Source organism: Herbaspirillum sp. WKF16 (assembly GCF_028993615.1).
Lineage (GTDB): Bacteria > Pseudomonadota > Gammaproteobacteria > Burkholderiales > Burkholderiaceae_D > Herbaspirillum.
In genome coordinates this window covers 4,571,431-4,596,179 of record NZ_CP118632.1, presented here as the reverse complement: position 1 = coordinate 4,596,179, position 24,749 = coordinate 4,571,431, and the positions used below count along the sequence as shown (strand labels likewise).

Annotated in this window: 20 protein-coding genes; 13 read left to right on the top strand and 7 right to left on the bottom strand. The window is 67.9% G+C overall.

Annotated features, from left to right (window positions below; translation table 11 throughout):
• Positions 1 to 12 precede the first annotated feature (12 nt).
• Positions 13 to 2,769 carry a bifunctional diguanylate cyclase/phosphodiesterase gene (locus Herbaro_RS20710; protein WP_275011487.1) on the top strand — a complete coding sequence of 919 codons (2,757 nt, stop codon included), beginning with the start codon at positions 13 to 15 and terminating at the stop codon, positions 2,767 to 2,769.
• On the opposite strand, the gene Herbaro_RS20705 is transcribed toward Herbaro_RS20710, so the two are convergent.
• A complete protein-coding gene (locus Herbaro_RS20705; protein WP_275011486.1) occupies positions 2,733 to 4,262 on the bottom strand; it encodes an aminotransferase-like domain-containing protein in 1,530 nt (509 codons plus the stop codon). The two genes, Herbaro_RS20710 and Herbaro_RS20705, sit on opposite strands and share 37 nt — an antisense overlap.
• A gap of 429 nt (positions 4,263 to 4,691) precedes the next feature.
• Between Herbaro_RS20705 and Herbaro_RS20700 the strand changes: the two genes are divergently transcribed.
• The 7 genes from Herbaro_RS20700 to Herbaro_RS20670 all read left to right on the top strand — a co-directional run bounded on the left by Herbaro_RS20700 (position 4,692) and on the right by Herbaro_RS20670 (position 11,524).
• Entirely contained in the window at positions 4,692 to 5,777 is a 1,086-nt protein-coding gene (locus Herbaro_RS20700) for a sensor histidine kinase (protein WP_275011485.1), read from the top strand.
• Positions 5,774 to 6,418 (top strand): response regulator transcription factor, encoded by a 645-nt coding sequence (locus Herbaro_RS20695; RefSeq protein ID WP_275011484.1) that lies wholly within the window; start codon positions 5,774 to 5,776, stop codon positions 6,416 to 6,418. Before Herbaro_RS20700 ends, Herbaro_RS20695 begins: the two co-directional genes overlap by 4 nt.
• A gap of 227 nt (positions 6,419 to 6,645) precedes the next feature.
• Positions 6,646 to 7,017, top strand: a complete 372-nt coding sequence (locus Herbaro_RS20690; RefSeq protein ID WP_275011483.1) for a response regulator transcription factor — start codon at positions 6,646 to 6,648, stop codon at positions 7,015 to 7,017.
• Positions 7,018 to 7,038: 21 nt separating this feature from the next.
• The gene (locus Herbaro_RS20685; RefSeq protein WP_275011482.1) at positions 7,039 to 8,736 is read left to right on the top strand and encodes a putative bifunctional diguanylate cyclase/phosphodiesterase; all 1,698 of its coding nucleotides are present in this window, start codon (positions 7,039 to 7,041) and stop codon (positions 8,734 to 8,736) included.
• Between the two features lie 95 nt (positions 8,737 to 8,831).
• On the top strand, positions 8,832 to 9,638 hold the full coding sequence (locus Herbaro_RS20680; RefSeq protein WP_275011481.1) for a helix-turn-helix transcriptional regulator: 807 nt from the start codon (positions 8,832 to 8,834) through the stop codon (positions 9,636 to 9,638).
• A 93-nt stretch (positions 9,639 to 9,731) separates the two neighbouring features.
• The gene (locus Herbaro_RS20675; protein WP_275011480.1) at positions 9,732 to 11,123 is read left to right on the top strand and encodes an NAD-dependent succinate-semialdehyde dehydrogenase; all 1,392 of its coding nucleotides are present in this window, start codon (positions 9,732 to 9,734) and stop codon (positions 11,121 to 11,123) included.
• 29 nt (positions 11,124 to 11,152) lie between these two features.
• Positions 11,153 to 11,524: a VOC family protein gene (locus Herbaro_RS20670; RefSeq protein ID WP_275011479.1), complete on the top strand. Its 372-nt coding sequence runs from the start codon at positions 11,153 to 11,155 to the stop codon at positions 11,522 to 11,524.
• Positions 11,525 to 11,601: 77 nt separating this feature from the next.
• Here the strand turns inward: Herbaro_RS20670 and Herbaro_RS20665 are convergent, their stop codons facing one another.
• The 5 genes from Herbaro_RS20665 to Herbaro_RS20645 all read right to left on the bottom strand — a co-directional run bounded on the left by Herbaro_RS20665 (position 11,602) and on the right by Herbaro_RS20645 (position 15,706).
• Entirely contained in the window at positions 11,602 to 12,231 is a 630-nt protein-coding gene (locus Herbaro_RS20665) for a cysteine hydrolase family protein (protein WP_275011478.1), read from the bottom strand.
• 104 nt (positions 12,232 to 12,335) lie between these two features.
• Positions 12,336 to 12,992, bottom strand: coding sequence for an HAD family hydrolase (locus tag Herbaro_RS20660; RefSeq protein ID WP_275011477.1), 657 nt, complete (start codon positions 12,990 to 12,992; stop codon positions 12,336 to 12,338).
• Positions 12,993 to 13,083: 91 nt separating this feature from the next.
• Entirely contained in the window at positions 13,084 to 13,719 is a 636-nt protein-coding gene (gene maiA, locus Herbaro_RS20655; protein ID WP_275011476.1) for a maleylacetoacetate isomerase, read from the bottom strand.
• Between the two features lie 11 nt (positions 13,720 to 13,730).
• Positions 13,731 to 13,910: a hypothetical protein gene (locus tag Herbaro_RS20650; RefSeq protein WP_275011475.1), complete on the bottom strand. Its 180-nt coding sequence runs from the start codon at positions 13,908 to 13,910 to the stop codon at positions 13,731 to 13,733.
• 23 nt (positions 13,911 to 13,933) lie between these two features.
• On the bottom strand, positions 13,934 to 15,706 hold the full coding sequence (locus Herbaro_RS20645) for a cytochrome c biogenesis protein DipZ (RefSeq protein ID WP_275011474.1): 1,773 nt from the start codon (positions 15,704 to 15,706) through the stop codon (positions 13,934 to 13,936).
• A 349-nt stretch (positions 15,707 to 16,055) separates the two neighbouring features.
• Between Herbaro_RS20645 and Herbaro_RS20640 the strand changes: the two genes are divergently transcribed.
• The 5 genes from Herbaro_RS20640 (at position 16,056) to Herbaro_RS20620 (ending at position 23,850) form a co-directional block, all read left to right on the top strand.
• Positions 16,056 to 16,796 carry a response regulator gene (locus Herbaro_RS20640; protein WP_275011473.1) on the top strand — a complete coding sequence of 247 codons (741 nt, stop codon included), beginning with the start codon at positions 16,056 to 16,058 and terminating at the stop codon, positions 16,794 to 16,796.
• Positions 16,793 to 18,136, top strand: coding sequence for an ATP-binding protein (locus Herbaro_RS20635; protein WP_275011472.1), 1,344 nt, complete (start codon positions 16,793 to 16,795; stop codon positions 18,134 to 18,136). Before Herbaro_RS20640 ends, Herbaro_RS20635 begins: the two co-directional genes overlap by 4 nt.
• A 2,806-nt stretch (positions 18,137 to 20,942) precedes the next feature.
• Positions 20,943 to 21,983 (top strand): alpha/beta fold hydrolase, encoded by a 1,041-nt coding sequence (locus Herbaro_RS20630; protein ID WP_275011471.1) that lies wholly within the window; start codon positions 20,943 to 20,945, stop codon positions 21,981 to 21,983.
• 248 nt (positions 21,984 to 22,231) lie between these two features.
• Positions 22,232 to 23,302 carry a hypothetical protein gene (locus Herbaro_RS20625; protein WP_275011470.1) on the top strand — a complete coding sequence of 357 codons (1,071 nt, stop codon included), beginning with the start codon at positions 22,232 to 22,234 and terminating at the stop codon, positions 23,300 to 23,302.
• Between the two features lie 233 nt (positions 23,303 to 23,535).
• Entirely contained in the window at positions 23,536 to 23,850 is a 315-nt protein-coding gene (locus tag Herbaro_RS20620) for a DoxX family protein (protein WP_275011469.1), read from the top strand.
• 4 nt (positions 23,851 to 23,854) lie between these two features.
• On the opposite strand, the gene Herbaro_RS20615 is transcribed toward Herbaro_RS20620, so the two are convergent.
• The gene (locus Herbaro_RS20615) at positions 23,855 to 24,733 is read right to left on the bottom strand and encodes a TonB family protein (RefSeq protein WP_275011468.1); all 879 of its coding nucleotides are present in this window, start codon (positions 24,731 to 24,733) and stop codon (positions 23,855 to 23,857) included.
• Between the last annotated feature and the right edge of the window lie 16 nt (positions 24,734 to 24,749).

Genomic DNA, 24,749 nt, shown 5'->3' with positions numbered 1-24,749 from the left:
CCGGAGTCCATCATGTACAGGGAATCGCTTGAACAGCCCGGCTTCAGCCGCACCGTCATCGAATGGAGCGCCTATGTGGCGGTGCTGGTCTTCACTGCGCTGCTGATCGCCAACTTCGTCTGGTCGGAACGGCGCCTGATCAAGGCCTCGGAGACCTCGCGCATGCAGCTGCAGGCGCGCATCATCGAAGAGAACCTGGCGCACCAGTTCCAGGGTGTGCGCAACGCGCTGGAGGCCGCGCGCAATGCCGCCGCCGATGACCGGCGCTGCAACGCCGACTGCGAACGCCTGCTGCTGCGCTCGCTCAAGAGCGCCATGCCGGGCGTGCGCGCCATCGTGCTGCTGGACGCCGAAGGGCGCATCACCCGTTCGGCCGACGATATCGACGACCGCCACCTGGACGACCGCGATTTCCTCTCCCAGATCGCGCGCATGTATTCGCGCAAGGTCGTGTATGTCTCGCAGCCCTACGAGAACACGCCCGGCGTGTTCAACATCAAGCTGTCCATGCCCATCATCGGCGCCGACGGCCGCATCGAGGGCGCGGTCAGCGCCATCCTCAATCCCGAATACTTCGACGCCGTGATGCGTTCGGCGCTGTACGCCGACGACATGAACAGCGCCATCACCGGCGAGGACGGCCGGCGCCTGCTGTTCGTGCCGGCCAACGCGGCCGAGATGCGGCGCAATGCCGACGACGAGGATTTCCTGCGGCTGCACCTGCGCAGCGGCAACGTCAGCAGCGTACTGACCGGGACGGCCGCCGACGGCGAGCGGCGCATGGTGGTGCAGCGCACGGTGACCCAGGGCGAGCTGGGCCTGGACAAGACCTTCGTCATCAGCCTCTCGCGCAGCGTCGAGCGCATCAACGCCGGCTGGCACGAGCTGGCGCAATCCTACCTGGTCATGTGGTGCGTGTTCGGCCTGCTGGGCGCGCTGGCGCTGGCGGTGATGCAGCGCCGCCGCCGCGCCGCGGCGGAACTGGCCTACCAGCGCGAGGCCCGCCACGAAGAGATGAACGAGCGCATGGACCTGGCGCTGTCGGGCGCCAACCTGGGCCTGTGGGACTGGCATATCCCCAGCGACGTGCGGCGCGTCGACGCCCGCGCCAACGCCATGCTGGGCTACGCGCCCGACTGCCAGTTCGACGCGCCGGCCGAATGGCGCGGCATGATCAATCCCGAGCAGATGGATGCGCTGGACCATGCCCTGCGGCTGCACCTGGCCGACAGCACGCATTTGTTCGAAGCCGAATACCAGATGCGCCACAAGGACGGCCATTGGATCTGGATCCAGTGCCGCGGCAAGGTGGTGCAACGCGACGCCACAGGCCGGCCGCTGCGCATGGTGGGCACCCGCATGGACATCAGCGCGCGCAAGGAGGCCGAAGAAGAGATCGCCCGCCTGGCCTATTTCGACGGCCTCACCAACCTGCCCAACCGGCGCATGCTGCTGGACCGCCTGGGCCACGCGGTGGCGCGCTGCGGCCGCGCCGGCTACCACGGCGCGGTGATCTTCGTCGACCTCGACAATTTCAAGTCCCTCAACGACACCATGGGCCACGACATCGGCGACCGGCTGCTGGAGCTGGTGGCGCTGCGCCTGAAGCAGGTCACGCGCGAGGTCGATACGGTGGCGCGCCTGGGCGGCGACGAGTTCGTGGTGCTGCTGGAAGACCTGGGCGCCGGCCTGGAGGAAGCCGAGGGCAACGCCGAGTTCGTGTGCCGCAAGATCCTGGCCTCGCTCAACGCCGGTTATACGATGGACGGCTACGAGGTGCGCAGCACGCCCAGCCTGGGCGTGGTGCTGTTCGGCGCCGGCCGCCATACCGTCAACGACCTGCTGCGCCAGGCCGACATGGCGATGTACGAGGCCAAGGCCGCCGGGCGCAACACCTATCGCTTCTTCACGCCCGACATGCAGGACGTGCTGGACCAGATCGCCATGCTGGAAACCGACCTGCGCCACGCGCTGGTGCGGCGCGAGCTGCTGCTGCACTACCAGCCCATCGTGGGCAGCGACGGCAGCCTGTCCGGGGTCGAGGCGCTGATGCGCTGGAACCATCCGCGACGCGGCCTGGTGTATCCGGGCGCCTTCATCAGCCAGGCCGAGAAGTCGGGCCTGATCGTCGAGTTCGGCGAATGGGCGCTGGCGACCGCCTGCGAACAGCTGGTGGAATGGGCCGCCGATCCGGCCACCGAAGCGCTGACCATCGCCGTCAACGTCAGCGCGCGCCAGTTCCGCCAGCCCGACTTCACGCAAGGCGTGCTGGACATCCTCAACCGCACCGGCGCCAATCCGCGCCGGCTCAAGCTGGAGCTGACCGAGAGCATGCTGCTCACCGACGTCGACGACCTGATCCGCAAGATGAGCGTGTTGAAGGAGATCGGGGTGGGCTTCTCGCTGGACGATTTCGGCACCGGCTACTCGTCGCTGAGCTATCTCAAGAAGTTGCCGCTGGACCAGCTCAAGATCGACCGCTCCTTCGTGCAGGACATGCTGCTCACGCCGCACGCCTCGTCGATCGTGCGCACCATCGTCAGCCTGGCGCACAGCATGGGCCTGAACGTGGTGGCGGAGGGGGTGGAGACGGCGGAGCAATGGGCGGCGCTGCGCAAGATAGGCTGCGCCACCTTCCAGGGCTACCTGTTCGGCAAGCCGGCGCCGCTGGACGACATCGCCGCGCAGTTCATCCGGTACGGCGAACAGCGCGACCGGCAGGTGCGCCAGCCTCAGCTGGCCTTGGTCAGCCCGCTGGCGGGGATCTGAGCCGGCAGCGGCGCGCCTTTCAGGGGCGCCGCCATTGGAGCGGGCTGTTGCGCGGCGCGCGCGGCCAGTTCATGGGCGATCTCGCCCAGGAGGCGCACCGCCTGTTCGATCTCGCGATCCCAGCTGAAGCTGTAGTTCAGGCGGATGCAGTTGCCGAAAGCATCGTCGGTGCTGAACATGTTGCCCGGCGCCACGCTGATGCCGGCGGCCTGCGCCCGCACGTGCAGGTCCATCGCCTGTACGCCGCGCGGCAGCCGCACCCACAGCAGGTAGCCGCCGGCCGGCTCCGAGCATTGCGTGCCCGGCGGGAAGAAGCGCAGCACCGTGGCGCGCATGATGCGCTCCTGCTGCGACAGCGTCTTGCGCAGGCGGCGCAGGTGGAAATCGTAGCCTTCGTTCTGCAGGTATTCGGCGATGGCGCGCTGCGGGTGCGACGGGGTGGACACGGTGTTGAGGAACTTCAGGCGTTCCACCGCCTGCCGGTAGCGGCCGGGCAGCGTCCAGCCGATGCGGTGCTCAGGCGAGAGGCTCTTGGAGAAGGAGCTGCAATACAGCACCAGGCCGTTGCGGTCGAAGGTCTTGAGCGGGCGCGGGCGCTGTTCGCTGTAGTGCAGCTCGCCGTAGACGTCGTTCTCGATCATGGGCAACTGGTGCGAGGCCATCAGGTCGACCAATGCGCGCTTGCGCTCCTCGGGCATCTCGAAGCCCATCGGATTCTGGAAGTTGGGCATGATGATGGCGCCGGCCACCTGGCCCGCTTCGATGACCGCGTTCAGCGAGGGCAGGTCGATGCCGTTCTTGCCGTCGGTGGCTACCGGCACGGCGCGCATGCCGATGCGTTCGATCGCATGCAGCAGCGCGTAATAGGTGGGCGACTCCACGGCGATGCCGTCGCCCGGGCGCGAGATGGCCTGCAGGCAAAGATTGATGGCCTCGGTCGCGCCTTCGGTGATGACGATCTCGGCGGCGTTCACCGCCAGCCCGGTTTCAAGATGGCGGCGCGCCACCTGGCGGATCAGTTCGGGATTGCCCGGCGGCAGCGAACCCATCAGCTCGTGGCGGTCGCGCCGCTTGTACAGGCCGTGCGCCAGCTGGCTGATGCGCGCCGAGGGGAACAGCGCCGGATCGGGATAGGGTGAACCCAGCGGAATGCGGTCTTCGCTGTTGATCGAGCGCATGTTGGAGAGCACCAGCGCCGCCGGCGCCATGTCGGGGCCGGCCTGCACCGCCTCGGCGGCGTGCGGGTTACCTTGCGGCGCAGGCGCCAGGGGCGCCGCTCCTTGCTGGTGCACGCGCACGAAGTAGCCCGATTGCGGACGGCTTTCGATCAGGCCGCGGCTCTCCAGCAACAGGTAGGCGCGGATCACGGTGGAAATGCTCAGCTGGTATTGCTGGCTGGTGCGCCGCACCGAGGGGATCTTCTCGCCCGCAAGCATGATGCCGTCCTCGATCTGGCTGCGGATCGTATCGGCGAGTTGTTCATAGAGCTTCACTGTGCCTCCCTCGGGCGCGAAATCTGGATGAACGCATCGTAGGACCGGCGCTGCGGGCGCGCCAATCATACGAGAGTATGACGTTGATTTTCCGTATGGAAATCCGGCGGCCCGGGAACGGCGGTCGATGCTCCCGCATCATGGGAGCGGCGTGCGATTCGCCTTCGGCCGGCTTCCCCGCAAGCGGCCGGGCTTACCTATACTTTGGTGTAATACGTGTATCCAACCAATTGTCGGACATTTATACTCGTGTTCGGAAAAAAGGGGAACCGTCCGCAGGAACGGTTTTCCGACAAACACAAGGGGTGACCGGTGCGGCGCGCGAGGGGCGCGCAGGACGTAACCGGTCAAGCACAAGTTACGTACAAGTTCGGCACAAGCCTGGTGCGAAATCCGCCAGGCGGAGCATGGGGCCGGACAGGAGAATGCATGTTCATTTCCGCTCGTTCGCCGTTGGTGCCCATGGTGGGCCTGGCGCTCACCGCCGCGATCTTCGCCGTCGACGCGCTCACGCCGCTGGACGTCGCCATCGCCGTGCTCTATGTCGCAGTGGTGCTGCTGGCGGCGATCGTGTGGCCGCGCCGCGGCGTGATGGCGGTCACCGCGATGTGCATCGCGCTGACCCTGATCGCCTACGGCGCCGCGCACGGTTTCGACCAGAGCGACGCCGCCCTGGCGCGCTGCATGGTAAGCCTGGCAGCGATCGCCATCACCGCCTTCCTGGCGCTCAAGGCGCAGGCCGCCACGCTGGCCCTGCTGCAGCGGGAGGAGGCGCTCAACGTGGCGCGCGGCCAGCTGGCGCACGCCAGCCGCGTCAGCACGCTGGGCGAACTGGCTGCCTCCATCGCGCATGAAGTGAACCAGCCGCTGGCCGCCATCGAGACCCACGGCGAAGCCTGCCTGCGCTGGATGAACCGTCCCGAGCCCGACATGGGCGAAGCGCGCGCCGCCGTGCAAGCCATGCAGCGCGACGCCCGCCGCGCCAGCGAAGTGATCCGCCGCATCCGCGCCATGGCCAGCCAGGCCGGCCCCTCGTTCGCGCCGCAAGACGTCAACGAAGTGGTGGCCGAGAGCTGCGACCTGCTCGGGCGCGAGTTGCAGCGCCACGGCGCCGCGCTCAGGCTGGACCTGCAATCCGGCTTGCCGGCGGTGAAGGCCGACAAGGTGCAGCTGCAGCAGGTGCTGATCAACCTGGTGATGAACGCGGCCCAGGCCATGTCCGGCGCCGGCGCGCGCGAGCGCCGCATCGAGGTGCGCACCGCCGCCGAGACCTGCGAGGACGGCCGCCCGGCGGTGGCCGTGGAGATTACGGATACCGGGCCGGGCTTCCCGCCCGACCACCTGAAGCGCCTGTTCGACGCCTTCTTCACCACCAAGAAGGACGGCATGGGCATGGGCCTGCCGATCTGCCGCTCCATCATCGAGGCGCACGGCGGCGTCATCCGCGCCTGGAACCCCGAGCAGGGCGGCGCGGCCATGGCCTTCCGCATCCCGGTCGCGGGAGCGCCCGCATGAGCGCGGCGCCCGCCACCCTCGATCCGGTCGTCCACATCGTCGACGACGACGACTCCCTGCGCGCCGCGCTCGACAGCCTGCTGCGCTCGGTCGGCCTGCAGGTGCGCGGCTATTCCAGCGCCGCCGCCTTCCTGCAGCGCCCGGCTTCCGACGCGCCCAGCTGCCTGCTGCTGGACGTGCGCCTGCACGGCATCAGCGGGCTGGATTTCCAGGCCGAGCTGGCCAGGTCGGGCGTCACCATGCCGGTGATCCTGATGACCGGCCACGGCGACATCCCCATGAGCGTGCGCGCCATGAAGGCCGGCGCCATCGATTTCCTCACCAAGCCCTTCCGCGACCAGGACCTGCTGGACGCGGTGGCCGCCGCCCACGAGCGCGACCGGCGCCAGATCGGCCAGCGCCAGGCCAGTTCCGGCCTGCAGGCGCGCTACGCCAGCCTGACCCCGCGCGAGACCGAGGTCATGTGGCTGGCCGCCAGCGGCCTGCTCAACAAGCAGATCGCCGGCGAGCTCGGCACCAGCGAAGTCACCGTCAAGATCCACCGCGGCAACGCGATGAAGAAGATGCAGGCCAAGACCTTCGCCGATCTGGTGCGCATGACCCAGGCGCTGGAGCAAGCCGGTTCCAAGCCGCGCGCCTGAGTTGTCGGGCGGCAACAGGGCGGTCTGCATCGCCCCGTCCTGCCGCCCCGATTCTCGCCATTCCTCCCTTATTTCTTCCTTATTTCCCCCCATTTCAGGCGCTTTTCGCGGCGCTATCTTTGCCCTCATACCAACGTATGATTCCCGGCCCGCGCGCCGATTGCTAACCTGCAAGCCAGAATAGTCGACCGGGACCACGCCCGGCCGGCATCGCCAAAGGAAACGCAGTGACAAAGACAAGCAAGATCGCAGTAGTGGATGACGACGGTTCGATGCGGGATGCCCTCTCGGCGCTGGTGCGCTCGATCGGCATCGCGGTGGAGAGCTACGCGTCGGCCGATGAGTTCGTCGCCGCGCAGGGTTTCGACGGCGCCGACTGCATCATCACCGACGTCCAGATGCCGGGCATGAGCGGCATCGAGCTGCTGGAATACCTGCGCCGCCGGCGCCTGGCCACGCCGGTGATCGTGGTCACGGCCTACCCGTCGGCGGCGCTGCAGGGACGCGCCATGGCCGCTGGCAACGCCAGCTTCATGGGCAAGCCCTTCGACGGCAATGAGATGGTCAACCGGATCGAGCAGGTGCTGGCACAGCCCTGACAAGCCATGGGGAAATGCGCGATGGAAAACCTTTTGCAACGGCCCGCGCAGCGCGGCTGGAAACACAGCGTGCGTTCGCGCCTGCCGCAGGACTGGGACGAGCGGGTGCGGCAGATGCTGGTGCGGCACACGCGCTGGCCGATCTACCTGTTGCTCACGGTGGTCATCGCCTGCGGCATCGGCCTGTCCATCTTCATGCAGCAGACGGTGGAAAACATCCGCAGCGCCGCCGAGCCGCTGGTGCATTGGGGCCTGTCGGCGGAGAACATGCGCGACGTCACCGAGCTGCTGCGCGAAGGCGGCATGGTGGACGTCAACATCAACCGCATCGCCCGCCTGGTGCACTGGTTCAACCTGCTGGCGCTGATGACGGCGCTGTTCATGATGTACCACATCTGGGCGCGCTTCCGCTCCGAGGACGCGCTGGCGCACCAGGCCGCGCACGATCCGCTGACCGGGCTGGGCCATCGCCGCTCCCTGGAGCATCGCCTGCAGCGCCTGCGCGGCCGCGGCCACGTCGTGGTGCTGGGCAGCGTCGACCGCTTCGAGCGCGTCATCGGCGCCTACGGCCACGAGTTCGCCGACCAGATGATGATCGACATCGCCGGCCGCCTGCGCACGCTGGCCGCGGCGCACCAGGGGGAAGTGTTCCGCCTGGACGGCGCCAACTTCGTGATCCTGTACCGCCACACCGTGCATTCGCCGGCCTTCGCGCGCGCCCTGATGGCGCTGCAGGCCGAGATGCAACGTCCTTTCAGCGGCCGCACGCATGAAGTGTTCTCCAACCTGAGCCTGGGCGCGGCCGAGTATCCGCGCCACGGCAGCGAACCGGCCGCGCTGTTGCGCAACGCCGACGCCGCGCTGCAATCGGCGCGCGCGCTGGGCGGCAACACGCTGGTGGCGTATTCGGAGGAACTCAACGCCGAGACCGAACGGCGCGTCGACCTCGAGGCGCAACTGATGTACGCGGTGGAGCGCGACGAGCTGGAGCTGCACTTCCAGCCGCAGCAGCGCCTGGCCGACGGCGAGCTGGTCGGCTTCGAGGCGCTGGTGCGCTGGCGCCGCGACGGCGCGCTGGTGTCGCCGGGCGAGTTCATCCCCATCGCCGAGGAGTCGGGGCTGGTGATCGCCATCGGCGAATGGGTGCTGGAGCGCGCCTGCGCCCAGATCATCGCGCTGCGCGAAGTGACCGGACGCGACTTCGTTGTGGCCGTCAACATCTCGGCGCGCCAGTTCCGCCATCCGGAGTTCTACCGCAAGATCGAGGCGCTGCTGCGCCGCACCGGCATCAACCCCGCCAGCCTGGAGCTGGAGATCACCGAAGGCGCCGTGATGGAGCAGACCGAGGCCGCCATCGAGCTGCTGCACAAGCTGCGCGCGCTGGGCGTGAAGCTGTCCATCGACGACTTCGGCACCGGCTACTCCAGCCTGTCCTACCTGAAGCGCTTCCCGATCGACAAGCTCAAGATCGACCAGTCCTTCGTACGCCAGCTCAAGCCCAATTCGCACGACGCCGCCATCGTCCAGGCCGTGATCGGCCTGGGCCACACGATGGGCATCAACGTCATCGCCGAGGGCGTGGAAACCTTCGACCAGCGCGAGTGGCTCAAGCGCCTGGACTGCGACGAGATCCAGGGCTACTACTACAGCCGGCCGCTGGCCGAGCCGCAGCTCTACGGCTTTGTCGTCAGGCAATTCCATGAGGCGGTCGCGGCCTGAAGCGCGCGGGCGCCGCAGGCCGCGGGCGGTTTGACAAGGCCGGGACTTTGGCCGACGATGGCGCGGTTTGCCACCCACCGGCGCCTGCCGCTGCCATGCCAAGAAGACCGACCACCGAAGAACGGCGCGAACTGGGCGCCTTCCTTTCCGGCCAGCGCGCCAAGCTGCGCCCGGCCGATTTCAACCTGCCGCAGGGCCCGCGCCGTACGCCGGGATTGCGACGCGAGGAAGTCGCGCTGCTGGCCGGCGTCAGCGTCAGCTGGTACACCTGGCTGGAGCAGGGCCGCGACATCCAGCCCTCGGCCGACGCCCTGCGCCGCATCGCCGGCGTGTTCCGGCTCAACCAGGTCGAGTCCGACCACCTGTTCGCCCTGTCCTCGCGCGAGGCGGCCACGGTGGCCGCCGGCGGCGAGGTCAGCGAAGGGCTGGACATGCTGGTGCGCGCCATCTCCATGCCGGCCTACATCCGCAACACCCGGCTCGACATCCTGGCCTGGAACGACCCGATCTGCGAGCTCTTCGTCGACTACGGCGCGCTGCAGCCGCACGAGCGCAACACGCTGCGCCTGCTGTTCCTCTACCAGCCCTATCGCACCCTGATCCTGGATTGGGAGCAGATGGCGCGCGGCACCATCTCGATGTTTCGCGCCGCCCGCGCCCAGGCCCGCGACAAGCAACCCTTCGACGACCTGGTGGCCGAGCTGGCGCGGCTCAGTCCCGAGTTCGCCGGCTGGTGGCAGGAAACCCATGTCAAGGGCTTCGACGAAGGCGAGAAGCGCCTGCGCCACCCCGCCGGCGGCCACATCGAATTTCACTACGTGGCCTTGACGCCGGCCGGCAGGCCCGACCTGTCGCTGGTCACCTACATTCCCAGGCCGGCTGCCGGGGACTCGCAGTCATAGGATAACAAGACGCCTTATTGACCCCAGCCGATTTGCCTACAGTGACACCAGTGCAATTCATTTCCACTGTCATTCACCGTCCTGGAGGCAAGCATGTCCACTCTCAATACCGCAGTTTCGCGCAATCCCGCCACCGGCGAATTCATCGCCGAGTACCCTTTCCAAACGCCGGCTGAAGTCGAGCACATGCTGCGCGACAATGCCGCGGCCCAGCGACTGTGGCGCGCCACGCCCATGATCCAGCGCGTGGCCGCCTACCGTCGCCTCTCGGCCACGCTGCGCGAGCGCGCCGGCGAGCTGGCCGCGCTGATCACCGCTGAGATGGGCAAGACCTTGGGCGCGGCCCGCGGCGAGGTCGAGAAGTGCGCCGCCACGCTGGACTGGATCGCCGACAACGGCCCCGCCATCCTGGCCGACGAGCCGGTGGCCATCGAGGGCAGCGCCGACCGCGTGCACGTGTCCTACCTGCCGATCGGCTCCATCCTCGGCGTGATGCCCTGGAACTTCCCGCTGTGGCAGGTGATCCGCGCCTCGGGGCCGATCATGTTGTCGGGCAACGGCTTCATCCTCAAGCACGCGCCCAACGTCATGGGCTCGGCCTTCGCGCTGCAGCGCGCCTATGAGGACGCCGGTTTCCCCAAGGGCCTGTTCGCCAACCTGAACGCCGGCAACGACACCGTGGCCGGCGTCATCGACGATCCGCGCGTGGCCGCCGTGACCCTGACCGGCAGCATGCGCGCCGGCGCCGCCGTGGCCGCGCTGGCCGGCCGCGCGCTCAAGAAGAGCCTGCTGGAACTGGGCGGGGCCGACGCCTTCGTGGTGCTGGCCGACGCCAACATCGAGCTGGCGGTGGCGGCCGCCATCGAGGCGCGCTTCCAGAATGCCGGGCAGGTCTGCCTGGCGGCCAAGCGCTTCATCCTGGAACGCCCCATCGCCGAGGAATTCACCCGCAGGTTCGTCGAGGCCGCGCGCCGCGTGCGGGCCGGCGACCCGCTGGACGCCGCCAGCACCATCGGCCCCATGGCGCGCGCCGACCTGCGCGACGAGCTGCACGGACAGGTGGAGCGCACCGTCGCCGCCGGCGCCACGCTGCTGCTGGGCGGCCACAAGGTGGACGGCCCCGGCAACTACTACGCGCCCACCGTGCTGGCCGATGTTGCGCCCGGCATGGCCGCCTTCGACGAGGAAACCTTCGGCCCGGTTGCCGCCATCACGGTCGCCGACAACGCCGAGCACGCCATCGCGCTGGCCAACGCCAGCGACTACGGCCTGGGCGGCAGCCTGTGGACCTCGGACCTGGCGCGCGCCCAAAGCATCGCGCGCCGGCTCGACACCGGCGGCGTCTTCATCAACGGCTATCCGGCCAGCAACGCGCGCATCCCGGTGGGCGGCGTGAAGAAGAGCGGCTACGGCCGCGAGCTGTCGCACTTCGGCCTGCGCGAATTCACCAATGCCCAGGCGGTGTGGGCCAAGACCGTGGGCTGAGCGCAGCCCACCCACCTTCGGAGAACGACGTGAAGACATTGCATGTGGAAGATCCGGCCCGGGCCGTGCTGGCGAAGTCGGCGGACTTCTATCGCCAGGCGCTGGGCGTGCAGGTGGTGCGGCATGTGGAGCTGGCGCAGGGCCTGTGCGCGATGAGCGACCTGGCCGGGCCCGGCGGGGGCGCCACCCTGGTCGAGGTGATCCGCGGGCGCGGGCGCAACGGCTGCAAGCTGGCCTACGTGGTGCCGGACGTACCGCTGGCCTGCCGCCGGCTGCAGGCCAGCGGCGCCGTCATCTGCCGCGCGCCGCGCGACGGCGGCACGGCCATGGTGTGCTCGCCCGGCGGAATCGCGGCCGAGCTGATCCCGGACAGCACCCGCGTGCTGGCGCTGCCGGCCTGAGCGCGACCGCGCCCGGCCAGGAACGAAAAACGCCCGCAGTTGCGGGCGTTTTTCTGGGGCAAGGCGAGACAGGCGGCTCAGTTCAGCCAGTCCAGCCGCGTCAGCTTGATGCGCTCGCCCAGGCGCGGCGCGTTGACCAGGTGCCAGGCGGTGTACTGCTCGGCATAGGCGGTGTCGGACGCCATCAGGTCCACCGGCACCAGCACGTCGAAGCCGCGAAACGCCGCGCTGGCGGCGGTATGCAGCACCGCGCCGTGGGCCGCCGCGCCGATGCAGATCACGGTCTTGATGCCCTTCTCGCGCAGCATCTTTTCCAGGTCGGTGTTGACGAACTTGTCCGGGCCGGCGGTGACCAGCGGCTCGTCGCCGCGCATCGCCGCTTCCGGCCAGATGTCGGCCGGCTTGCTGGCCGCGCCCAGGGTGTAGATCACCGGCACGCCCTTGGCGCGCGCGAAGGCCAGCACCTTGGCCACGCGCGGCAGCATGGCGATGCAGCGCGGGCGGCTCTCGGCGTTGCAGGTCTGCCTGGCGATGTCCAGCACCAGCAGCGCGGTAGTGGCCGGGTCGACCGTGACCTTGGCCAGCGGCGGCGGCGCGGGCGCCTTTACGGACGACCAGTCGTCGTAGACGCCTTGCGCCGAGGCGGCGCCGGAACAGGCGAGCAGCGCCAGGGCGCCGCCGATGAGCCAACGGGAGATGCGATGCATGGAATTTCCTTTCAGCTGAACGTGTGTGGGGATGGCGATTGTTTATTCTGGTGGAGGTGATGCGGGCACCATCATAAGTCAACGCCGCCGCGCCTGCTGCCGCCTCAGCCGGCGCCGATGCGCTCCCACAGCGCCGGCGCGGTGAAGTCGCGGATCGCCGCGCTGGCGCCGGCGGCCTTGAGCCGCTCTTCATCCAGTCCGCCCAGCATGCCGAAGGTGAACAGCCCGGCCGCGCTGGCGGCCTTCACGCCGGAGGATGAGTCTTCGAAGGCGACCGCCTCCAGCGGGTTCGATCCCAGCAGCTCCAGCGCCGTCAGGTAGGGCAGCGGATCGGGCTTGCCGCGCGCCAGTTCGTCGCCAATCACCAGCGCATCGAAACGTCCCTCCAGGCGCAGCGCCTTGAGCATCAGCTCGGCATTGGCGCGCGGCGCATTGGTGACCACCGCGCTGCGCCCGCCGATGCGCGCGATGTGCGCCAGCAGCGCCTCGATGCCGGGCGTGGGCGGGATCTCGGCGTCGAGCTGGGCGCGGAACAGGCGCTCCTTCTCGTCGGCCAGCGGCAGGTATTCCTCGGGCGGCATGCCGGGGAACAGGTGGTCGAAGATCAGGTTGTTGGGAAAGCCCATGATATGGGTCTTGTAGTAGTCGATATCGATGCTGCGGCCCCAGCGCGCGACGATGGTGTTGAAGGCCTTGTGGTGCAGCGGGTCGGTATCGGTCAGGGTGCCGTCGAGGTCGAACAGGAAGGTGGTGATGGGCATGTGCGCTTGTGCTTGCCTGGTGGATGATCCCGCGATTTTATAAGACAACCGGGGACGACGCGAACGCGCCGTCCCCGGATGAAGGCGCGCCTTACTTGCGCGGCGCCGGGGCGTTGTCGGCGAAGGCCGGGATGGTTTTCAGGCGGGCATGGATCGCCGCCAGCGCCGGCCATTGCGCCAGATCGATGCCCATGCGCTCGGCGTTGACCGCTTGCGGGAACAGCAGGATGTCGCCCAGCGAGGGCTGCTCGCCGCCCACGAAGGGGCCGGCGCGGTGCGACTCCAGCAGGCGGTTGACGGCGTGCAGGCCTTCCACGGTCCAGTGATTGTTCCAGTCGGCGATGCCGGCGGCGCTCATGCCGGGGATCGAGGACAGGCGGCGCGCGATGCGCGGCGGCACCAGCGCGTGGATCTCGGCGGCGATGGCGATGGCCACCGAGCGCGACAGCGCGCGCTGTTCCAGGCCTTGCGGCAGCAGCGGCGGATGGGGCTGCAGCTCGTCCAGGTATTCGATGATGGCGATCGACTGCGTGATCAGCGTGCCGTTATCGGTCACCAGCGCCGGCACCAGGCCTTGCGGGTTCACGCGCAGGTAGTCGTCGCCGCGGTTCTCGGGGTTCTCGCCGAGGATGGCGACGGGCAGCGTTTCCACGCTGATGTTCTTCAGCGCCAGGGCGATGCGCACGCGCGACGTGGCCGAGGAGATTTCATTCAGATACAGTTTCATGGTGTTTCCTTTCAGTGAGTGGGGGTCGGGTCCTGCGGGGTTGAGGGATTGACTGCGTGCGCCGCCGGCGCGGCCTGCGACAGCAGCGCGGTCGGGTTCATGCGTTCGTTGAGCTCGCGCTGGCTGGTGTCCCAGGCGCACGGGCTGGCCGAGATGGCGGCGGCGGTGAGCCAGCCGATCATGGATTTCATGGAGGTCTCCTTTCAGGAAAAAGTCAGCCGAAGGTAAAGGCGTAGGCCATCGCGCCGGGATCGAGGAAGCGCACCTCGAAGGTCCGCGGTCGCACCTCGCCGCGCTGGCGCACCAGCTGGAACAGGCGCGTGCGGTCGACCGCGCCGTTGCCGGCGGCGTCGATGTCGGCGCCGTGCAGCTCGCCCGGCGCCTTGCCGTCCACCGTCACCTGGAAGCGCACCGGGCGGCCGTCCTCGTCCGGACCCAGCACCAGGTGCAGGTCGCGCGCCGAGAAGCGGTAGGCGATGCTGCCGCCGGCGCGCAGCACCGTGATCGCCTCGGGGCCGGCGCGCCAGTTGCCGGCCAGGCTCCATTGGTTCAGGCCCAGCGGCGCGGCGCTGTAGTCGGCGGCCAGGTCGGGCAACAGCCGCTCACGCGAACTGAAGCCGGTGGCCTGGCGATAGCCCAGGTAGGTCTCGTCCGAGCCCAGCTGCGCCAGGTCGGGCGCGGCCTGGACGCCGGGCGCCTGGGGCGTTACCGCGGCCTGGTCGCGCTGCGTGGCGCCGGCCTCCTTCAGCAATTCCTGGATGGCCTTCTCCGAGGTCTCGTAGCGGCCTTCGCCGAAGTGGTGGTAGCGCAGCTTGCCTTGCGCATCGGCCAGGTAGATCGCCGGCCAGTAGTTGTTGTTGAAGGCGCGCCAGATGCGGAAGTTGCTGTCCACCGCGACCGGGAAACCGAGCTTGAATTCGCCCAGCGCCTTCTTCACGTTATCGACCTTCTTCTCGAAGGCGAACTCGGGCGTATGCACGCCGATCACCACCAGGCCCTGGTCCTTGTACTTCTCGGCCCAGGCGCGCACGTAGGGCAGGGTGCGGATGCAGTTGATGCAGGAGTAGGTCCAGAAATCCACCAGGACCACCTTGCCGCGCAACTGCTCGGCCGACAGCGGCGCCGAATTCAGCCATTCGACCGCGCCGTCCAGCGAGGGCAGGGCGCCCTCCACCGGCAACAGGCTGCGGTAGGGGCGCGCCGCCGGCTGGGGCTGCGGCAGGGCGCCGGCCACAGCGCCCGCGCCGGCCATCAGCGTGCGTTCAGGCGCCAGGATGTCGAGCAGGATGTTTTCCAGCTTCTCGGTGGCGCGCAGCGAGCCCAGGGGATTGAGGTCGGCGCCCACCGCGACGCTGGCCACGCCGGCCAGCACCGCCACGCCCAGCATCCGGCGCAGCCATTCGCCGATGCGCAGGCGGCGCTTGGCCGCGGCCATCAGGCGGCCGCCGGCGGCCAGGCCCAGGCCCAGCGCGCTGGCCGCGCCGGCGGCGTAGGCCAGCAGCAGGCCGGCGGTTTGCACGCTGGGTCCTTGCCAGGCCGCGCCCGACAGCACCAGGCCGAGGATGGGGCCGGCGCAGGGCGTCCACAGCAGGCCGGTGGCCGCGCCCAGCAGCAGCGAGCCGGACACCGTCGGGCCGCGCTGGCGGGAGTAGTCGGCCAGTACGTTGCCCAGCGCCACGCCGGGCCGCGCCAGCAGGCCTGCCAGCGTGGGCGAGACCAGTGCCAGGCCGAACAGCGCCAGCACCAGCATGGCGCCGATGCGGCCGATTTCATTGAGGTGCACCGCCCAGCCGGCGCCGACCGCGGCCAGCGTGGCGACGGCGGCGAACACCAGCGCCATGCCGGCCAGCATCGGCAGGCGCGCCTTGAGGAAGGGCTGGTCGGCCCGGGCGAACAGGAAGGGCAGGACCGGCAGGATGCAGGGACTCAGCAGCGTGAGCGCCCCGCCCAGGAACGCGGCGAAGTATGTGGCGAGATGGAGGATCATGATGGTTCCTTGCAAAAGGGTGATGCGCGATGTGTTGCGACCCCTGCATGAAACCGCTCCGGTGTATCCGCCATGTGTAGGCCGGGCCGGGTTTGTGTATCGCCAGGTGTCCGGCGGCGGCGCTTGTACATTGGCGTACAAATCCGGCGACAATGGCGGCGGCGGGGGGCGCATCCATTCTTGCCCCGCCGCGATGTCATCCAGGCAATTTTCCGGCGCGTTTGTCGTCTGCTGTATCGCCGCGCGGGCCGGATACATTGAGGTACAAATCTCCCGTCGCCGCCGCTTGCGCGGCGCCGGGACAGAACGTAAAAGACAGGATTGGGAAAATCCGGAGAAAGGCTGGCAGGTGGAACACATCGATCACATCCTGATCGTCGACGACGACAGGGAAATCCGCGAACTGGTGGCGGACTATCTGAAAAAGAACGGGCTGCGCGTGGACGTCGCCGCCGACGGCCGCCAGATGCGCGCCTTCGTCGCCGCCAACGCGGTGGACCTGATCGTGCTCGACATCATGATGCCCGGCGACGACGGCCTGGTGCTGTGCCGCGAGCTGCGCGCCGGCAAGCACCGCGCCACGCCCATCATCATGCTGACGGCGCGCTCGGAAGAGACCGACCGCGTGATCGGCCTGGAGATGGGCGCCGATGACTACCTCGCCAAGCCCTTCGCCGCGCGCGAGCTGCTGGCGCGCATCAAGTCGGTGCTGCGCCGCACGCGCATGCTGCCGCCCAACCTGCAGGTCAGCGAGGCCGGCAAGATGCTCAGGTTCGGTCCCTGGCGGCTGGACACCAGCGAGCGCCACCTGCTGGCGCCGGACGGCATGGTGGTGACGCTTTCCGGCGCCGAGTACCGCCTGCTGCGCGTGTTCGTCGACCATCCGCAGCGCGTGCTCAACCGCGACCAGCTGCTCAGCCTGACCCAGGGGCGCGAGGCCGAGATCTTCGACCGCTCGATCGACCTGCTGGTGAGCCGCGTGCGCCAGCGCCTGGAAGACGATGCGCGCGAGCCGCGCTACATCAAGACCATCCGCAACGAGGGCTATGTGTTCTCGATGCCGGTGGAAATCGAGGAGGCGCGCTCATGAGCGACGCCGTCGCTGCCGCGCCGCGCCGCCTGCTGCGCGTGCCGCGCACGCTGGGTTCGCGCCTGTTCCTGATCCTCTTGGCCGGGCTGGCGCTGGCGCACGTGCTGTCCTTCGGCGTGCTGTTCCTGGAGCGCTACATGGCCGCGCGCGCAGTCATGCTCGATACGCTGGAGAACGACGTCGCCACCTCGGTGGCCATCCTCGACCGCCTGCCGGCCGCGGAGCGTCCCGAATGGATAGGCCCGCTGCAGCGCGGCACCTACGGCTACGTGATCGGCGAGGGCATGGCCGGCGTGCCCGAACTCTCGCCGCGCGCCGAGGCCATCGCCGGCAAGATCCGCGACGCGCTGGGCGCGCGCTATCCCTTCCGCATGGAGACCGTGCCCGGGCCGCGCGAGCACTTGCAGGCGCATCTTCAACTCTCGGACGGCAGCGCGCTGGCGGTCGACATCAAGCCGGCCATGAAGCCGCTCACGCAGTGGCTGCCCTATGTGCTGGCGGCGCAGCTGCTGGTGCTGGTGCTGTGCAGCTGGTTCGCGGTGCGGCTGGCGCTGCGGCCGCTGGCCGACCTGGCCGACGCCGCCGACCGGCTCGACATGAGCAAGAACGCGCCGCCGCTGCGCGAGGACGGACCGGTGGAGGTAGCGCATGCGGCGACCGCCTTCAACGCCATGCGCGAGCGCATTTCGGATTACCTGCAGGAGCGGGTGCAGATCCTGGCGGCGGTGTCGCATGATCTGCAGACGCCGCTGACGCGCATGAAGCTGCGGGCGGAGATGGCAGAGGAGAGCGTCGAGCGCGACAAGCTGATGAGCGACCTGGCCGAGATCGGCCGGCTGGTGCAGGAGGGCATCGCCTATGCGCGCAGCGCGCACGGCAGCACCGAGGCGCCGGTGCGCATCGACCTGGCGTCCTTCCTGGAGAGCATGGTGTTCGACTACCAGGACACGGGGCGCGACGTGTCCATGCCGGTGGGGGTGTCGGCCTTGGCCCTGGTGACGCGCACCCAGGCCTTGCGGCGAATCCTTACCAACCTGATCGACAACGCCCTGAAGTTCGGCGGCGCGGCCGAGGTGGAGGCGCGCCTGCTGGAGGGCGGCAAGGTGGCGATCTTTGTCCGCGACCGCGGGCCGGGGATTCCGGCCGGGCAGCTGGAGGCGGTGTTCCAGCCATTCTTCCGCCTGGAGTCTTCGCGCAATCGCGGTACGGGAGGGACGGGGTTGGGGCTGGCGATTGCGCAGCAACTGGCGCTGGCCTTGAACGGTTCGCTGGTGTTGCGCAATCGGGGGGATGGGTTGGGCGGCCTGGAGGCGGAGCTGGTGGTGTCTTCGCTGGGGTGATCCGGTCTCGCGTTTCTATGCGCAGGCTTATCGTTCCACTTAATCCGTCGTCCCCGCGAAAGCGGGGATCCAGCGACTTTCGTTGCGCTCCTTGGATTCCGTTCGGGCTGAGTAGCCGCTTTGGCGGCGTATCGAAGTCAGCGTGGATGCCGTCGTTGTTTGGGTAGTCTGGTCTTGCTGCCTGCAGATGTACCGGCTTTAGATTTATCTTTCTCCGGTCGGAAGGGAGCGCCGGGGGCGGCCCGGCAGCCGCTCACTTTTCTTGCTCCGCCAAGAAAAGTAAGCAAAAGAAGGCGGCCCCTAAGTGCCAGCCCCTTCGGGGTACCCGTCGGAGCGTCGCAAAAAGCGGGGTCGTCAGAGTCGCTGCGCTCCGACTGACGCCCTGATCCACTTTTTGCGCCGCTCCGACGGCTGGCCCACAAGGGGAAAGCATATCCGGCTCGCCTGCGGCATCGCGTGGTCTCTTACTCGCCTGCGGCTTTGTCTTGCTTGTTGCTCGTTGGTGGTTCCTTGTGCGACTCACTATCTCATTTAATCCGTCGTCCCCGCGAAGGCGGGGATCCAGCGACTTTCGTTGCGCTCCTTGGACTCCGTTCGGGCTGAGTAGCCGCTTTGGCGGCGTATCGAAGTCGGCGTGGGTGCCGTCGTTGTTGTTTGGGTAGTCAGGTTTTGCTGCATGCAGATGTACCGGCTTGATACTTATCTTTCTCCGGTAGGAAGGGAGCGCCGGGGGCGGCCCGGCAGCCGCTCACTTTCTTTGGCCCGCCAAAGAAAGTAAGCAAAGAAACCGGCCCCTAAGTGCCAGCCCCTTCGGGGTACCCGTCGGAGCGTCGCAAAAAGTGGGGTCGTCAGAGTCGCTGCGCTCCGACTGACGCCCTGATCCACTTTTTGCGCCGCTCCGACGGCTGGCCCACAAGGGGAAAGCATATCCGGCTCGCCTGCGGCATCGCGTGGTCTCCGACTCGCCTGCGGCATCGATTCCTTGGCTTGCTATCTCAATTAATCCGTCGTCCCCGCGAAAGCGGGGATCCAGCGCCGTTCGTTGCGCTCCTTGGATTCCGTTCGGACTGAGTAGCCGCTTTGGCGGCGTATCGAAGTCAGCGTGGATGCCGTCGTTGTTTGGGTAGTCAGGTCTTGCTGCATGCAGATGTACCGGCTTTAGACTTATCTTTCTCCGGTCGGAAGGGAGCGCCGGGGGCGGCCCGGCAGCCGCTCACTTTCTTTGGCCCGCCAAAGAAAGTAAGCAAAGAAACCGGCCCCTAAGTGCCAGCCCCTTCGGGGTACCCGTCGGAGCGTCGCAAAAAGTGGGGTCGTCAGAGTCGCTGCGCTCCGACTGACGCCCTGATCCACTTTTTGCGCCGCTCCGACGGCTGGCCCACAAGGGGAAAGCGTGTCCGGCTCGCCTGCGGCCTCGCGTGGTCTCTTACTCGCCTGCGGCTTTGTCTTGCTTGTTGCTCGTTGGTGGTTCCTTGGGCGACTCACTATCTCATTTAATCCGTCGTCCCCGCGAAAGCGGGGATCCAGCGACTTTCGTTGCGCCTCAGCAGACTCCGTTCGGACTGAGTAGCCGCTTTGGCGGCGTATCGAAGTCGGCGTGGGTGCCGTCGTTGTTGTTTGGGTAGTCAGGTTTTGCTGCATGCAGATGTACCGGCTCAAGACTTATCTTTCTCCGGTCGTGGCGGAGCGCCGGGGGCGGCCCGGCAGCCGCTCACTTTTCTTGCTCCGCCAAGAAAAGTAAGCAAAAGAAGGCGGCCCCTAAGTGCCAGCCCCTTCGGGGTACCCGTCGGAGCGTCGCAAAAAGTGGGGTCGTCAGAGTCGCTGCGCTCCGACTGACGCCCTGATCCACTTTTTGCGCCGCTCCGACGGCTGGCCCACAAGGAGAAAGCGTGTCCGGCTCGCCTGCGGCCTCGCGCTGTTTCTTACTCGCCTGCGGCATCGATTCCCTGGCTCGCTATCTCAATTAATCCGTCGTCCCCGCGAAAGCGGGGATCCAGCGACTTTCGTTGCGCCTCAGCAGACTCCGTTCGGACTGAGTAGCCGCTTTGGCGGCGTATCGAAGTCGGCGTGGGTGCCGTCGTTGTTGTTTGGGTAGTCAGGTTTTGCTGCATGCAGATGTACCGGCTCAAGACTTATCTTTCTCCGGTCGTGGCGGAGCGCCGGGGGCGGCCCGGCAGCCGCTCACTTTTCTTGCTCCGCCAAGAAAAGTAAGCAAAAGAAGGCGGCCCCTAAGTGCCAGCCCCTTCGGGGTACCCGTCGGAGCGTCGCAAAAAGTGGGGTCGTCAGAGTCGCTGCGCTCCGACTGACGCCCTGATCCACTTTTTGCGCCGCTCCGACGGCTGGCCCACAAGGAGAAAGCGTGTCCGGCTCGCCTGCGGCCTCGCGCTGTTTCTTACTCGCCTGCGGCATCGATTCCCTGGCTCGCTATCTCAATTAATCCGTCGTCCCCGCGAAAGCGGGGATCCAGCGACTTTCGTTACGCTCCTTGCATTCCGTTCGGGCTGAGTAGCCGCGCAGCGGCGTATCGAAGCCGGCGTAGATGCAATCCTTGTGTGAGTGGTTCAAGCGCATATGCACTGACTTCGATACGCCGTTTCACGGCTACTCAGTCCGAACGGGCTCTGGCGAGGTGCAACGAACGATGCCTGGATTCCCGCCTGCACCGGAACGACAGCCGGTATTCGTATCCCAATGTATCTGCCCCCGCCGCAGGTACAAAGCCTTGCAAACCAGCCCGTTTGCGTACACAAGCGCGATACATCCCGGGCTCATTCTCCGTCATGCCCCATCCACACAAACGGAGAACAAGATGTCCAACGAAATCAATCTTCAACGCCGTCGCCTGTTCGGCGTCGCCGCCGCCACCGCCGTTGCCGCGCAGTTCGGGCTGTCCGGTAGCGCCCATGCGCAGGCCGCCGGGCCGATTGGCGCGGTTGCCGCCGGCGGGCATACGTCCTTCCGCGAGATCAAGCAGGTCAATGCCGGCCTGCTCAACGTCGGCTACGCTGAGGACGGTCCGGCCGATGGTCCGGTGGTGATCCTGCTGCATGGCTGGCCGTACGATATCTACAGCTTCGTCGATGTCGCGCCGGCGCTGGCCGCCGCCGGCTATCGCGTGCTGGTGCCTTACCTGCGGGGCTACGGCAGCACCCGCTTCCTGTCGGACTCGACCGTGCGCAACGGCCAACAGGCGGTGGTGGCGCTGGACATCATCGCCTTCATGGATGCGCTCAAGATCCGCCGCGCCGTGTTCGGTGCCTTCGACTGGGGTGCGCGCACCGCCTGCATCATCGCCGCGCAATGGCCCGAGCGCGTCAAGGCGCTGGTGTCGGTCAGCGGCTACCTGATGACCAACGTCGATGCCGGCCGCGCGCCGTTGCCGCCGCAGGCCGAGCTCGACTGGTGGTACCAGTTCTACCTCGCCACCGACCGCGGCGTGGCAGGTTACGACAAGTACCGCAAGGACTTCAACCGCCTGATCTGGAAGACCGCTTCGCCCAAGTGGAACTTCGACGAGGCGACCTATGCCCGCAGCGCGGCCTCGTTCGACAATCCCGACCACGTCGCCATCGTGGTCCACAACTACCGCTGGCGCCTGGGCCTGGCGCCGGGCCAGACGCAGTACGATGCGCTGGAACAGCGCCTGGGCGCCTTCCCGGTCATCACGGTGCCGACGGTGACGCTGGAGGGCGATGCCAACGGCGCGCCGCACCTGGATCCGGCGGCTTACCGCAAGCGCTTCTCCGGCCCGTACGCGCACCACACGCTGGCCGGCGGCATCGGCCACAACCTGCCGCAGGAAGCGCCTCGCGAGTTCGCCCAGGCAATCGTCGAGGCCGACCGCATGTAACGCTAGTAACGCAAGCGACGCAAGGATGAGCTCGCCGCAGCGCCGCATTCCCGGGGATGCGGCGCTGCGGCGTTTCTCGTTTCGCACCTCCCGTCTGCCGACTCTCCTACGGCATTTCGCGTTTTCTTCCTATGCCGCGGCCGGCCCCGCCTCGCTACAGTCACGCTGTCTTACCGTCTTAATACGATGCGCCGCATGCTCAACCTTGGCGGCGCCTGTGCCAGCTCAACAAGAAAGCGAGGAGACAAATGGCAATACCATCCATCCATGCCGGCGAAGTCGCCGCCGAGGCAGGTTCTGCCTCAGGCGTTTCGTGGCCGGCGATCTTCGCGGGGGCCTTCGCTGCCGCCGCGCTGTCCTTCATCCTGGTAATGCTCGGCTCCGGCCTGGGTTTTTCCTCCATCTCGCCGTGGTCGGGCGAAGGCCTCTCGGCCAAGGCGATCGGTTACTCGACCGCCGGCTGGCTGGTGTTTACGCAGATCGCCGCCTCGGCCATCGGCGGCTTCCTGGCCGGACGCCTGCGGGTGAAGTGGGCCGGGGTGCATACCCGCGAAGTCTATTTCCGCGATACTGCGCACGGTTTCCTGGCGTGGGCGGTCGCCTCGCTGGCCACGGCCGCGCTGTTGAGCGCCGCGATCGGCACGGTGATCTCAGGCGGCGCGCGCACCGTGGGCGCGGCCGGTTCGGCGCTGGGCATGACCGCAGCTGCGGCCGGCGCCGGCGCTGCGCAAGGCGCCGCGCAGAACCCGGGTGAGGCAGCCAACCTGGCTGACCGCATGTCGGGCTACTTCGTCGACAACCTGTTCCGCGCCAACACCGGCGCTCCAGCCAATACGGGAGCGCCCGCCGCGCCTGCCCCAGGCGCTGAGGTTGCACCTCTGGCCGCTCCGGCTGCCGCGCCAGGTCCGGGCAACGGCGGCGAGATCGCTCCGGCCCAGCGCATGGAAGTGACCCGCATCTTCGCCTACGGCCTGCGTAACGGCAGCCTGTCGGGCGCCGACAAGACCTACGTCGCCCAGGTCGTGGCCCGCCGCACGGGCCTGAGCCAAGCTGAGGCCGAGAAGCGCGTGTCCGACACCTTCGCTTCCTACCAGCGCGCGCTGGACGACGCCGCCGCCAAGGCCAAGGAGGCTGCCGACGCTGCACGCAAGGCAGCGGCCTACGCCTCGATGTGGATGTTCCTCGCCCTGCTGTGCGGCGCCTTCGTCGCCAGCCTGTTCGCCACCATCGGCGGCCGCATGCGTGATTCGGTCGAGCTGTTCGGCGACGGTCCGGTGCGCCGCCGCGAGAACCTCGCCGATGCCAACATCAATTCATAGGAGACCATCATGGGTGCAATATTGCTCTGGCTGCTGGGTATTCCGATTCCCGTCATCCTTCTGCTGATCCTGCTCACCTGAGGCCGGATCGCTCCAAAGAAATGGCCGCCTGCCCGCGGCCATTTTTTTTGCCTCAGCGATGCAGATGCAGCGAAGGATGCGCGGCGAACACGCCGCCGGCCCACGAAATGAAGGCGCGCACCTTGGGCGAGAGGTGTCGCCGCGCCGGATAGATGGCCGAGATCGGCGTGGCCGGGGTGGTCCATTCCGGCCTGCCGCTGCCGGGCCTGGCGGCGCCGCTGGTGATCGCCATCGAGATCGTGCTGCCGCTGTTGTTCATCGCCGGTTGGCGGCTGCGTGAAGTGGGCTTGCTGCTGGGACTGTATACCCTGGCCACCGGCGTGATTGCGCACCAGTTCTGGGTCGCGCCGGACGCGCAGTTCGGCAACCAGTTCAACCACTTCTTCAAGAACGTGGCGATCTGCGGCGGCTTCCTGCTGGCCGCATGGCAGGCGCAGCGCGGCGCAGGGGCCCCGCCTGCCCCTTGATGGCTCAGATGTCCTTGCTGGCGCTCCTGGCCCTGGGCTGGTCGCCCAGCTTGAAGGCGACGCTGACCTCGGCGCTCAGCGCGGCCTCGCCGGCAGCCTCGTAGGGCTTGTAGGCCATGGCGCGCGCGGCCTGGATGGCGGCCGCGTCCAGGCGCGGATAACCGGACGACTTCAGGATGACAACCGACTGCACCTGCCCGCTCGGCGCCACCTGCAGCTTCAGGCGCACGGTGCCTTCCTCGCGCGCGGCGCGGGATTCGGCCGGATAGACGGCGCGCGGGGCGACCGCGATTTCAAGGCGGGGCGGAGCGGGCGGCGTCTCGCCGTTGGCCGCTTCCTCGGTCAGGCGCTTCTGCACCCGCTGCAGTATCACCGGCGCCAGCCTGGCGCCCCACGCGCGGCCGAGGTTCTGCGATTCCGGCACCAGCACCGGCGTGACCTGCACCGTCTTCTGCCCCACCGGGCTGTTGTAGAAAGCGGTTATCTGCCGGATCTCTTCATCGCTGTAGTACTTGTGGTACAGCTGCACCATCATGTCGGTCAGGCCGTCGGGCTGGTCCAGCGCATCGGCGATGGCGCGGCCGGTTTCCTCGTTGACCACGCTGGCGACATGCGGCGGCAGGTTGGAGCGCGAGGCCCGCAGCGTGGCGCCGACCTGGCCGGCGAACTGCCTGGCCATGCGCTTGCCGGCCTCGACGGCGCCGCTGGCGCGCAGCAGCTCCTCGATGTTTTTGCGTTCCTCCGGCGTGACCGGCAGCGTGGCGCGGGGATTGAGCTGGATGGCCGCCGGCGCGGTCTGCGCCGCCAGCGGCAGCGCCGCCGCCATCAACAACAAGGCGGCGAGCCGGCGCGCGGCGGTCATCGGGGAAGCGGACGTCGTCATGGTTTTCCTGTCGGGA